At 64.0% G+C, this 12,224-nt stretch carries 12 protein-coding genes; 1 reads left to right on the top strand and 11 read right to left on the bottom strand.

The features are described from left to right. Positions 1-161 precede the first annotated feature (161 nt). On the bottom strand, positions 162-1,163 hold the full coding sequence (locus tag FHS02_RS30205) for a CAP domain-containing protein (protein ID WP_137315079.1): 1,002 nt from the start codon (positions 1,161-1,163) through the stop codon (positions 162-164). A gap of 305 nt (positions 1,164-1,468) precedes the next feature. On the opposite strand from FHS02_RS30205, the gene pssA reads away from it, so the two are divergent. Continuing rightward, positions 1,469-2,227: a CDP-diacylglycerol--serine O-phosphatidyltransferase gene (pssA, locus tag FHS02_RS30200; protein WP_137317558.1), complete on the top strand. Its 759-nt coding sequence runs from the start codon at positions 1,469-1,471 to the stop codon at positions 2,225-2,227. A gap of 14 nt (positions 2,228-2,241) precedes the next feature. Here pssA and FHS02_RS30195 read toward each other — a convergent pair whose 3' ends face one another. The 10 genes from FHS02_RS30195 to FHS02_RS30150 all read right to left on the bottom strand — a co-directional run bounded on the left by FHS02_RS30195 (position 2,242) and on the right by FHS02_RS30150 (position 11,875). Then, positions 2,242-3,144, bottom strand: coding sequence for an aldo/keto reductase (locus FHS02_RS30195; RefSeq protein ID WP_229422264.1), 903 nt, complete (start codon positions 3,142-3,144; stop codon positions 2,242-2,244). A 108-nt stretch (positions 3,145-3,252) separates the two neighbouring features. Further along, entirely contained in the window at positions 3,253-4,398 is a 1,146-nt protein-coding gene (locus tag FHS02_RS30190; protein ID WP_137315078.1) for a D-alanyl-D-alanine carboxypeptidase family protein, read from the bottom strand. A gap of 79 nt (positions 4,399-4,477) precedes the next feature. Then, the gene (locus FHS02_RS30185) at positions 4,478-5,140 is read right to left on the bottom strand and encodes an alpha/beta hydrolase (RefSeq protein WP_137317556.1); all 663 of its coding nucleotides are present in this window, start codon (positions 5,138-5,140) and stop codon (positions 4,478-4,480) included. Between the two features lie 2 nt (positions 5,141-5,142). Next, positions 5,143-5,463 carry a (2Fe-2S) ferredoxin domain-containing protein gene (locus FHS02_RS30180; RefSeq protein ID WP_131148749.1) on the bottom strand — a complete coding sequence of 107 codons (321 nt, stop codon included), beginning with the start codon at positions 5,461-5,463 and terminating at the stop codon, positions 5,143-5,145. Between the two features lie 51 nt (positions 5,464-5,514). After that, on the bottom strand, positions 5,515-6,732 hold the full coding sequence (locus tag FHS02_RS30175; RefSeq protein ID WP_137315077.1) for a VanZ family protein: 1,218 nt from the start codon (positions 6,730-6,732) through the stop codon (positions 5,515-5,517). A gap of 2 nt (positions 6,733-6,734) precedes the next feature. After that, positions 6,735-7,364: an ABC-type transport auxiliary lipoprotein family protein gene (locus FHS02_RS30170; RefSeq protein WP_137315076.1), complete on the bottom strand. Its 630-nt coding sequence runs from the start codon at positions 7,362-7,364 to the stop codon at positions 6,735-6,737. A gap of 36 nt (positions 7,365-7,400) precedes the next feature. Next, positions 7,401-8,339 (bottom strand): MlaD family protein, encoded by a 939-nt coding sequence (locus tag FHS02_RS30165; RefSeq protein ID WP_137315075.1) that lies wholly within the window; start codon positions 8,337-8,339, stop codon positions 7,401-7,403. 37 nt (positions 8,340-8,376) lie between these two features. Next, positions 8,377-9,207 (bottom strand): ABC transporter ATP-binding protein, encoded by an 831-nt coding sequence (locus FHS02_RS30160; RefSeq protein WP_137315074.1) that lies wholly within the window; start codon positions 9,205-9,207, stop codon positions 8,377-8,379. Continuing rightward, positions 9,207-10,331 (bottom strand): MlaE family ABC transporter permease, encoded by a 1,125-nt coding sequence (locus FHS02_RS30155; RefSeq protein ID WP_137315073.1) that lies wholly within the window; start codon positions 10,329-10,331, stop codon positions 9,207-9,209. The genes FHS02_RS30160 and FHS02_RS30155 overlap by 1 nt, the downstream gene beginning before the upstream one ends. 68 nt (positions 10,332-10,399) lie before the next feature. Further along, entirely contained in the window at positions 10,400-11,875 is a 1,476-nt protein-coding gene (locus FHS02_RS30150; protein ID WP_137315072.1) for a B12-binding domain-containing radical SAM protein, read from the bottom strand. Positions 11,876-12,224: the final 349 nt, after the last annotated feature.

Below are 12,224 nucleotides of genomic sequence, written 5' to 3'. Positions count from 1 at the left end.
GCGACGACACCCGCCTGGTTGTCATCCTGCGCCGCCATGATGGTTCCCCAGGCGGCAGTATCCAGCGCCTGTTCTGCACCGTTCCCTATCTGTCCCGACTGCCCGGGCGCCGTATTGTTGCGCCGGTCCAGGACGGCCCGGTCATCCAGCCGGGGCCGCCGTCATCGGGTAGTGAATGACCAGTCACGGGTCACGTTGACATTGTCGACGGTACCTCTGAAGGCGACGTCGTACGTGGTGCCGGCGGCGAGCCGGGCAAGGGGAACGACGGCCGCCGCCGACTTTGGCGTGTGCGTGTCGGCCGCGCTGGCCAGCAGGCGTACAGCCAGGTCCGAACCGCCACGTGGCCTGATCGTGAAGCTGGTGACGCTCAGCGCCGACGAAATGTTCGCATGCACGCTGACCGGATAGCCTACCTCGTTCAGGTTCGGCACCGGGTCCGGCGATTCGCTGTCGCTCATGAAGTTGACCGGGACCGCGGTTTGTCCGCTGGCTGGATAAGTCGCCACGCTGCCGCGCGCGACGCCTGCGCCGTAGCCGCCGCTGGTGGCGAAATCGGCCGTGAAGTAGGTGTAGTTGTTCGCCGTGGCGGCACCCACCCCCATCTCGCGAAATACCGGCTCGAACACCAGGAAGCGGTGATAGATCGCAGTGATCAGCTCCTCCGCATGGAAGAATCCGGCTCGGTCGCCCGCGGCGGAAATCACTTCGCCGTACGCATAATTCCCGGCCGGCGCGTAACCCGCTGCCGCCAGCCGGTTGCCCAGCGCGGCACCGGTGAAGCCGGGATTGCCGGCCGCCTGGTCGTGCGAAACAGTGTTATTGAGGCGCAGGTAGTTCGAATGGCCCGCCGCCGCGGCGTCGATCAGCGCATTGCGCGCCAGCGGTGCCAGGCCGATCTGGGTGCGACGATAGTTGAACCACGCGAAGCCATCCGTCGCGGTGTCCCCGGTGGCGGCCGGCGCGCCGGGCTGCACCTCGGGTGCGACAGGGGTATTCGGCGGGACATTCGTGGTCGAAGAATCGCCACCGCCGCCGCCACCTCCGCAGGCAACGAGCACCGCGGCCACCGGCAGGAACGACAGCCAGGCCGCTAACCGGACTGGCAGACCGTCCGACGACCGGGCCGGCAACACGGCCGGCAACTTCGCTTCACATCGCATGTGCCGGCGCACCTGCCACCGCATTTGCCACCGCACCTGCCACCGCGCCTGCCACCGCACTTGCCACCGCATTTGCCACTGCATTTGCAACCTGCACGTCGAGCGCATGATCAGCTCCCGTCTCGCCCCGGTCAGCGCGGCCATTGGGCGATTCTATGCCTATTTTGCCCCGGCGGGTCCAGTGCCGGCCGTATCGTCACGCTGGTTATCGTTGGACGATGCGGCGCGGCATGCCCGATGCCGGCGTTACAATAAGGTCCACTCAACACAGGCCAGCCCAATTGAACAACACGCGCACCCGGCGCATGCAGCGCGCCAAATTCGCCTTGCCCAGCTTCGTCACGCTGCTGTCGATCGCCTGCGGTTTCGGCAGCATCGTGATTTCCGTGGACAACGCGCACTTCGGATTTCCCCAGGACTACCGGCTGGCGGCCGCGCTCCTGGTCCTGGCCGGCATCTTCGATGCGCTCGATGGCTTCGTTGCGCGCGCCACCGGTACCAGTTCGGAGTTCGGCGTGCAGCTCGATTCGATCGCGGACGTGATGAACTTCGGCGTCGGCCCGGCGATACTGCTGTATTGCTATGCCTTCGTCCAGATCGGCCCTGCCGACCCCGTTCTGCTGCGGGCCGGCGGCCTGGCGGCATTCTTCTTCGTGGCCTGCGGCGCGTTGCGGCTGGCGCGCTTCAACGTGAGCGTGGGGCGCACCGATCCGAAGTATTTCGTGGGCATGCCGATCACGGCAGGTGCCGCCTGCGTGGCATCGGTGGTGGTGGCCTGGCCGTTCCCGCCGGAGACCAGCCTGCACGGCTGGCTGGTGGTGGTACTGCTGTTCGCGGTGGGCAGCCTGATGGTTTCCACGATCCGTTTCCCCAGTTCGAAGCAGAAGAAAAGCATGGCCGCACTGGTACTGTTGCTGGTGAACGTGGGCCTGCTGGTCTGGCTGCGCTTCTATTACTTCGTGCTGTTCTTCGTGATCTACATCGCCGGCACCCTGGTGCTCAACCTCGCCTGGAAGCGCGGCTGGAAAGGCGTTCCGCCGCCGCTTGTCTACGAAGAAGAGTGAGCCGGCGCCGCCGGTCAGGGAACTTCGTGGCCCTGCGCGGCGCGCAGGATCTCGAACCACTGGCTACGCGACAGCCTGATCTGCGTGGCCCGCACGGCTTCCTCGATCGCCTGGATGCGGCCGCTGCCGGTCAGCGGGATCGGCCTGGAAGGCAATTGCATGATCCACGCGAACACGACGCTGCCGAAGGGCTGCCCGGTTTCGTTGGCGATGCGGCCAATGGTGCTGCGCAGCGCTTCGGTGGCGGGATCGTCGCGGAACAGGCGGCCGCCGGCCAATGGCGACCAGATCATCGGCGCCACCCGTAAATCCTGCAGGCCGTCGAATGTTTCGTCGTACATCGGTGTCGTGTGCAGCGGCGAGAACTCCACCTGGTTGGTGACCAGCGGGATCCGGCGGTGCAGGCATTCGAACTGGTGCCGGCTGAAATTGGACACGCCGAAATGCTTCACCTTGCCTGCCGCGCGCAGCTGTTCGAACGTTTCGGCGATCTCGTCGAAGTCCATCAGTGGATCGGGGCGATGGATCAGCAGCAGGTCGAGGAAATCGGTGCGCAGTGCTTTCAGCGAGTTGTCCACCGAGGCGGTGATGTGCGCCGCCGACGTATCGTACTGCTTGATCGTGTGCGCCGGGCGTGCCGGCGACACCAGCTGGATGCCGCACTTGCTGATCAGCTGGATCCGCTCGCGCAGGGCCGGCCGCAATGCGAGTGCCTCGCCAAACAGTTCCTCCACGCCGTAGTTCCCATAGATGTCGGCATGATCGAAGCTCGTCACGCCCAGTTCGATGCACTGCTCGACCAGCGCCAGCCGCTCCTGCGGCGACATTTTCCACTCCCCCATGCGCCACATGCCGGCAACGATGCGCGACAGCGCGGGTCCAGATTCGGAAGTGCGGACGGTGGGGCAGGAAGTCATGACGGCCTTCTTTCAAATTGAATGGAACGACGATTATAGAGCGGTGCGAATGCAAAAAGCCCGCCGGACGGCGGGCTTTTTGCAGCGCTTACAACGGCTTGTAAAGGCTTACTTCATCCACAGGCGCATCGAATCCCATGCGCGGCCGAAGATCGAAGCCTGTTCCACCGTTTCCAGTGCAACCACCGGCAGTTCCAGCATCGGTTTGCCGTCCACCACCATTTTCAGCTTGCCCACGTTGGCGCCTTCAGGGATCGGTGCCACCAGCGGATCCTTCCGCTCCAGCACCGGCTTCATCTTGGCGGCCACGCCTTTCGGCACGGTGACCATCACATCCTGGCGGAAGCCGATCTTCATCGTGTTCTTCGAGCCCTTCCAGATCTGCGGCGTATCGACGGCCTGGCCCTTCGCATACAGTTTCACGGTATCGAAGTTCTGGAAGCCCCAGTTCAGCAGCTTCTGGCTTTCCGCCGTACGGGTGGCATCCGAGTTCGTGCCCATCACCACCGAGATCAGGCGGCGTTCCACGTTGCCGCTCGGGCGCTTGGCCGAGGCCACCATGCAGTAGCCGGCCGATTCGGTATGGCCGGTTTTCATGCCGTCCACGGTCGGGTCGAGCCACAGCAGGCGGTTGCGGTTCTGCTGGGTGATCTTGTTGTAGGTGAAGCTCTTGACGGAGTCGATCTTGTAGTACTGCGGGAATTCCAGTATCACGTGCTTGGCCAGGATCGACAGGTCGCGTGCCGTGGTGAAGTTGTCCGGGCTGGGCAGGCCATGGGGGTTGGCGAAGCGGGTGTTGGTCATGCCGAGGCGCTTGGCCTCGCGGTTCATCAGCGTGACGAAGGTGGCTTCGTCGCCGGCCACCGCTTCGGCCAGCGCCACGGCGGCGTCGTTGCCGGACTGGACCATCAGGCCATGCAGCAGGTCGTCGATCGACACCGGCACGGCCGGATCGATGAACATCTTCGAGCTGGAGGAATCGACTTTCCAGGCACGCACGGAGACATTGACCTTCTGGTTGATGTCCAGCTTCTTGTCGCGCAGTGCCTCGAAGGTGAGGTACGCGGTCATGATCTTGGTCAGCGATGCGGGTTCGACGCGCAGGTTCGGGTCCTGAGCGGCGATCAGCTGGCCGCTGGTGGCATCGAGCAGCAGCCACGATTTGGCGGCGATGGTCGGGGCAGGGATGGTTTGCGCAACGGCGGAAGTCAGTAACAGGACACTGGAAGCCAGTGCCGCGAGCAGTTTTTTCATGGATCTGGAATCTCTATGTGAGGCATAACCGGGAACCATTTTGTTCAGGAGAAAAAAATGGCCCGGTCATTATAGGCGCTCAGGCGTCCTCGGGGTCGTCCCGTTGTTGCGCCCGGCCGAGCCACAATGCGATCACCCAGCTCTTGATGTGATTGAGCTTGCGGTGGAAGAAGTGGTCCGCGCCGGGAATCACCAGCACCGGCACATCCTGCGGACGCGCCCAGTCGAGCACGGCCTGCAGGGGAATCGTGTCGTCGTTCTCGCCGTGGACCAGGATCGTGTTCGGCGCGATGTCCGCCATCTGCCACTTGCCGGCCGCGGCGCCCACCAGCACCAGGCCCTCGACCGGCGTACCGGCTGCGGCCAGGCGCTGTGCAAGCTGCGACTGCACGTAGGTGCCGAACGAGAACCCGGCCAGTGCCACCGGCAGCCCGGGGAATTTCTCGACCATGTGGCGGTACAGCAGTTCCATGTCGTCGGTTTCGCCATGGCCGCGGTCATGCTCGCCTTCTGACTGGCCCACGCCGCGGAAATTGATGCGCGCCACAGCGTAATCGAGCGCCACGAAGGCGCGCGCCAGCGTTTGCGTGACCTTGTTTTCCATCGTGCCGCCATACAGCGGGTGCGGGTGCGCCACCAGGGCGATGCCGCGCGGCTTCCTGCCGTCCAGTGGCAGGTCGATCAGGCCTTCCATCAGGCCGGCATTGCCCTGCATCGTGAAATGCTTGGTGTTCTTGTTCATCATTACTTGATCTTCAGCCTTTCCACCGGTTGACCACCGACCAGGTGGCTGTCGATGATTTCATCGATGTCGGAAGTGTCCACGTAGGTGTACCACGTGCCTTCGGGGTAGACGACGAGCACGGGGCCGTGTTCGCAGCGGTCCAGGCAGCCGGCCTGGTTGATGCGCACACCGCCCGCGCCATTGATGTCCAGCTGCTTGCAACGCTTCTTCGCGTGCTTCTGCGCCTGCTCCGCGCCACGCGGGCCGCAGCTCTCGCGGCCATCTTCCCGCGTATTCATGCAGAAGAACACGTGGTGCTTGAAATAGGGAGTCTCGCTCATGCTTGCCTCATATTTGCTTCGATCGAAGCCAGGCCATAATGATACCCGCGATCAGGATTTATTGAGTTTATGGGACGGCAGCCACAGGAACCACAGCGCGCAGAACGGCCACAGCAGGGAAAGGAACTGCGCCGCGCCGTTGAAGTTCAGGAATTTGCCCTGTACCCATGCCTGCATGGTGGCGCTGAAGTACGGGTTCACGGGCGTGCTGTTGACGACCACGATGCCGAGCAGGATGGTGGCGATCGCCAGCCGCCGCTGCGCCGCCGGCGGCGCGAACGCCAGGCCGGCCACCATGATGCCGCCGATCAGGAAGCCGCCCTGCGCACCGGGCGTGATCCAGGCAAACGCGTTTTCGGGCGTGAACAGCAGCGCCGACGCCAGCGTTTTCGTCAGCACGGCCGTTGCCAGCAGCGCCGCCGCCAGCAGGAGGCGTGGCGCGGGGCGGCGCATCAGGCACAGCAGCGTAAGCGCGCCGCCGACCATGCCGCATGCCGTGATCATCGTTTCGGACAGCCAGTACTGCTCCACGGTCAGCTCCGGATCGGGGCGCACGAAGGCCAGCAGGTCGATGTCCATGTCCAGCAGGTCGCTCAGCCAGCCGGACAGCGTCGGCAGCACCTGGCCCTGGCCGAACAGGAACGAGGTCGGGTAGATCTGCGCCAGCGGCCACAGGGCCACCAGCACCAGGCCCTGGCTGGCATGCAGCGCGAACCAGCGCTGCCGCAAGCGGTACAAATGGCTGGTATCGAGCAGCTTGCGCGCGGTCAGCACACCGATCAGGCCGCCGATCGCGCAGCCTGCCGCGTTGGTATAGAAGTCGAGGTTCGACGACACGCGGCTGGGCAGGAAGGTCTGCACCGCCTCCATCAGCCCCGATATGAATGCGCCGAGAATGGCCGCGGCAATGAATGCCAGGATGCCGCGCAGGGCGGGGTGCAGCGCATAGGCGATCAGCATGCCGAACGGGATGTAGCCGATCACGTTGACGGTGGCATCGAACTTCGTCCAGTAGCGCGGCATCGACGTATGCTCGAGGAAGATGAGCGGCGACAGCCCCTGGTTATGCCAGCCGGAGAATGGATACCAGCTGGCGTAGATGATCAGCAGAAGGTAGGCGAGCAGGCTGGCGCGGGCCACCGGCGAGCCGCGTTGTGGCCGCGTTTCCGCTGCCGCGCCGCCCTGGGCCGGCGCGGGCGCCCGTTCCGGTGCGGGTGGTGGAACGGGTGGCGTGCCCGCTGCCGTACCGGCGCTTTCGTCCCCGCTCATGCTCAGCGCGGCGGCAGCGTGGCCAGCCAGGCGAGAAGATCGGCCGCGATCGCGTCCGAGGTGGCGGCGAGCGCGCTGGCGCCGCCGGCAGCGTCGGCACTGGGTGCGGCGGCCGAACGGGTGAATGTGCGCTGGTCCACCAGCTGGTGGCCACGGAACAGCGAGGCGCGCAGCGAGATATTGGCGGTGCTTTGCGTGGCGCTGGCGAAGTTCTGCGAAAACTCGTCCATCTCCAGGCGCAGCAGCGGCAATCCACCCGTGGCATCGGTGGTGGACAGCACCTTCACGCCGCCCTGCGCAATGCGCGCCTTCAGCCGCTGCGACATCAGCTGCAGCGGCGTGGCGGCCCAGCGGTTGTAGGCATAGGGCAGGGCCTGCTGAGCATTGGCATAGGTGAGGCGATAGAACATGCGGTCCGTATCGAGCGTGGCCGGGCCGCTCACGTCCGCCACGACCATGGCCGGGAAGCTGGCTGCGGCCGGCGTCGGCGTGGCAGGGCCGGCGACCGGGCCGAAGTCGTAGCTGCTGGGGACCGGGCTCTTGGTCGAGGCGCAGCCGGCCAGCAAGGCCATGGCTGCCACCACGATGGCGGCGTTCTTGCACAGCTTGGGCCGGAAGCGGAATTGTTTCATGGTGTGATCGTTCATCGCGGGATTGTCAGTTCATCGTCACTTGGCCGGCGCTGTGAAGCCGGGCTCGCCGGGGCCTGGCGCCACTTCCGGTGCGCCGAACAGGATGCTTTGCGGGCGGTCGTTCAAGGTATTCATCGTGCGGCGCACAGAGCGCATCGACGAGCGGGTTTCGTCGGTCAGTGCCGTGATGCTCGGCAGCGTTTCCAGCTGCGCGCCGGTGGTCACCGCTTCCACGCCGACGACGGCGCGGTCGACCGAATCGCCGATGCGCGTCAGCGTGCCCTCCGGGCCGTGCAGGCTTTGCGACAGTGCCGTCACGTCCTGCGCCAGCGTATTGACGGAGTCGATCGCCGTTTCGGCCTTGGCGGCCAGCGCCGGCAGCTTCTCGATCGTGGGGCCCAGTTGACCGGGCAGTTCCTTGTAGCGGTTGACGGTTTCGCTCACGTCGGAAAATGCCGCCAGGATGGTCTTGCGGTTGTCATCGCTGAGCAGGTCGTTCAGTTTGACGGTGACCTGTTCCGCCTGCGCCAGGATGGCCGTACCGCGCTTCTCCAGCTGGTCCAGCAGGCCCGGTTGCAGCGGGATGCGCGCCGGGTTCTCTTCCGTGGTGGCCAGGCGCTGCGAGCCTACCGACCGGTCGTCCAGCTGGATGTAGGCGATGCCGGTCACGCCCTGGTAGCCCAGCGTGGCGTAAGTGGTTTGCGTGATCGGCGTGGCCGGGTCGATCGCCAGGTGGATCAGGATCTGGCCGGCCATCTTCGGATCGAAGTCGATCGCATCCACCTTGCCCACCTCGAGACCGCGATAGCGCACGGCAGCCTGCGGATTCAGGCCCGGGACCGCCAGCGTGGTGGCCAGCAGGTAGGGATCGTATTCCACGCGGTCGCGGTTGAACCAGATGCCGAACAGGACGGCTGCAGTAAGCAGGGCCAGTGTAAAGATGCCGGTCATGAAGGCATGCGATCGGTTTTCCATGTGTGCTCCTTGTCTGCTTAGTGTCTTCTCTGGGGCGCTATTGCAGCGCTTCGAGTGCCCGCTTGCCGCGGTCGCCCAGGAAGAATTCCTTGATGAACGGATGATCCACGTTGATCACATCCCGCGTCGGCCCCACGGCGATCACGTGTTTTTCGGCCAGCACGGCGATGCGGGTCGACAGCGCGAACAGCGTATCGAGGTCGTGCGTCACCATGACCACGGTCAGCCCCAGCTCGCGGTGCAGCGACTTGATCAGCGAAACGAAGCTTTCCGAGCGGTCCGGATCCAGGCCGGCCGTGGGCTCGTCCAGGAACAGCAGCTTCGGCTCGAGTGCCAGTGCGCGGGCCAGGGCCACGCGCTTGACCATGCCGCCGGAAAGGTCGGAGGGCATCTTGTTCGCATGCTCTGGACCCAGGCCCACCATGTTCATCTTCAAAAGCACCGCATCGCGCACCAGCGCATCGGGCAGCACGCGCAGCTCGCGCATCGGCTGCGCAATGTTCTCGAACACGGTAAGCGCCGAGTACAGTGCGCCTTCCTGGAACAGCATGCCCCAGTGGTTGCGCAGCAGTTGCAGCTGGGCCGGTTTGGCTTGGGTGATGTCCTCGCCGAATATACGCACGCAGCCTTGCGTCGGATGCTCCAGGCCCAGCATCTGCCGCAGCAGCACGGTCTTGCCGGTGCCGGAGCCGCCGACGATCGACATGATCTCGCCGTCCTCGATCGTCAGGTTCAGGTCATTGTGGATGACCGTCTTGCCGAACCTGGTCTGCAGGTTCGTGATTTCGACGACGGGTACGCTGCCGTCCAGCGTCAGTTCGCTCGGCCCCGCCGGACAGCTGCGGTCGATCTCTTCTTCCGTTGCCATCAGAACCCCACCCCGTTGAAGACGATCGCGAATACGGCGTCGGCCAGGATCACGACGGTGATCGCGGTAACGACCGAGGTGGTGGTGCCGCGGCCCAGGCTCTCGGTGTTCGGCTGGATGCGCAGGCCGAAGTGGCACGACACCAGCGCGATCAGCATGCCGAACACGGCGCCCTTGCCCAGGCCGATCATATAGTTCGCCAGCGGCACCGCATCCGGCAGTTTCTGGATAAAGTAGCGGGCCGAGAGGTTCAGTTCCACCTTGGCCGACACCATGCCGCCGATCAGTGCCATCGTATCGGTCCAGATCACCAGCAGCGGCATCGAAATCGCAAGCGCCACCACCTTCGGCATCACCAGGCGGAAGCCGTGCGAGATGCCCATCACGAGCATCGCATCGAGTTCCTCGGTGACCCGCATCACGCCCAGTTGCGCGGTGATCGACGAGCCGGAGCGGCCGGCGACCAGGATCGCGGCCAGCAACGGGCCGAGTTCCCGGATGATGCTCATGCCGAGCAGGTTGACGAGGTAGATGTCGCCACCGAAGTTGCGCAACTGCTGGGCGGAGAGGAAAGACAGCACCACGCCGATCAGGAAGCCCACCAGTGCGGTGATGCCGAGGGCCTGGAAGCCGGCATGGAAGATGTTGGCGGAAATTTCCTTCCACGGTCCGCGCTGCGGCGCGGCGGCGAAGCGCCACAGGTCCTGCACCACCTGGCCGATCAGCTGCACGAAGCCTTGCATGTGGTCGACGAAGTGCAGCACGCCGGCGCCCAGCGTGGTGACCCAGTTCATGTGCAGGCCGCGCTGGCGGGGCAGCTCCAGCTTGCCGGTGGCCTCCAGGCGCTTGAAGAATTCCTCCTGGCCGGGCGCCAGCTTCAGGGTGACGGGGCGCTTGTAGCCCCAGGCCTGCCAGAACAGCTGTGCGCCGATGTGATCCATGCTGTCGATCGCGGAGAGATCCCATTGCGCCTCGGGACTTGCCCGGTTCAGCTGCGTGGAGATGGACTTCATGGTCTTGCGGTGAGCCAGTGCGTGAACCTGCCATGTGCCATCGGCGGTCACCGTCGTTCCCGACGTGCCGCCGGGGGCAAAAGTTAAGGTTGGCTCTTGTGCAATGGGCATGTCGCCAGTGTAAGTGAGATTCGTTTCGTTCGCTACAGCCCCCGCCTCTACCGTGTGTCGGAGCTCGCTTACGCTGCCAGGTGCCGTGCCTGGCGCTGTGGCGCCGCCACCGATGGTACCGGTGCCGTTTTCTGTTTGACGCCGTGGCCATCGCTCGCGAGCAGTCCATCCACGTCTTCGACACCCTGCAGCCGCAGGTACTTGCCTGTGAGGGCCGCAAGGCGGTCCAGCGCGATGCGGTGGGTGGCATCCGTGTTCGCATACAACCAGTCCGCGAAGGCCATGAAGTTGGCGAACGGGCTGGTGCCCAGCAGTACGGGCGTCACATGCGTGAAGCGGCCCGAGTTCGCCACCAGGTCCCAATAGCGGGCAAAGCGCACCAGGCGCTGCATGGTGAGGAAGTCGATGTCCCTGTTTGCCAGGATCGTGTACGGCGGGTGCGGGTCGAACACCAGGCCGAAGGCTTCGGTATGGCGGATGATCGGGGTGCCACGCAGCCGCTTCAGGATGCCGAACTGGATCTCGTGCGGACCGAGGGCCCACAATTTATCGAAACCTTCGGCGAAGCTTTCCACCGTTTCGCCAGGCAGGCCGGCGATCAGGTCGACGTGCATGTGCACATGCGAATGTTCGCACAGCCAGCGGATGTTGGCCGCGGCCTTGTCGTTGTCCTGCTTGCGCGAGATGTTGGCCTGTACCGTTGGATTGAAACTCTGGATGCCGATCTCGAACTGCAGCGCGCCGGGCGGGAACTTGGCAATACCTTCCTTCAGCGCGTCCGGCAGGTGATCCGGCACCAGTTCGAAGTGGACATACACCGGGTCTTCCGGATCCGCAGCCAGCTTGTCGAGGAAGAACTGCATGATCTTCAGGCTGGTCTTGATGTTCAGGTTGAACGTGCGGTCGACGAATTTGAATACACGCGCGCCGCGCGCGTGCAGCGCTTCCATCTCGGCCAGGAAGGTATCGATATTGAACGGCCAGGCAGTCTTGTCCAGCGCGGACAGGCAGAACTCGCATTTGAACGGGCAGCCGCGCGAGGCTTCCACATACAGCGTGCGGTGGGCGATATCGTCGTCGCTGTAGATGGAGTAGGGCAGGGCGATATCGGCCATCGGCGGTTGCACCCCGGCGTGGATCTTCATCAGCGGCTTCGGGCCGCGCAGGATTTCGCCGCACAGTTTCGGGAAGGTGACATCGCCCCAGCCGGTAACTACGTAATCGGCCAGCTGCACGATCTGCTGTTCGTTCGTTTCATGGGAGACCTCGGGGCCGCCCAGCATGATCACGATGTGCGGGGCCACGCGCTTGAGCGTGGCGACCAGTTTCGTGGTTTCTTCGACATTCCATATATAGACGCCGAAGCCGACGATCTTCGGAGCGTACGCGAGAATGCGCTCGACCATTTCCGTCGTCTTCGCACCGATGACGAATTCCTGGATACGCGTTTCATTCTTGAGTTCGCCCATATTGGCGAGCAGATAACGCAGGCCCAGCGATGCGTGGGTATAGCGGGCGTTGAGGGTGGACAGCAGGATCGTCATGGAGCTTTTGGGGCAAATTCGGGGGATCGCGCATTTTACCTCTTGCGCGGCAAGCGGCCTTTCGTTATAGTTCTGTCCCTCGCAGCAACGTGCCTACACGAAAGTGACTACGGCAAGTTGATGTGGGAAGAAAAGAGGGGTTGACGAAGCGCACGAAACACTGCATACTCTCGCCTCTCTGCTGCTGACAAACACAACGATTTGTCGCCGGGTCGAACGAAAGTTCAGCGGATCCACAGCAAGCCTTCAAGGGCAGAATTCTTTAACAATCAACAGTCGATAAGTGTGGGCGTTTGATGTGATGTGCCTCCGGACTTCGGTCCGGAATGCTCAAAACATATAGCATCAA

Source organism: Pseudoduganella umbonata (genome assembly GCF_014192225.1).
Classification (GTDB): domain Bacteria; phylum Pseudomonadota; class Gammaproteobacteria; order Burkholderiales; family Burkholderiaceae_D; genus Rugamonas; species Rugamonas umbonata.
Note: the sequence above shows the minus strand (reverse complement) of the source record. Positions and strands in the feature narration are given on the sequence as shown.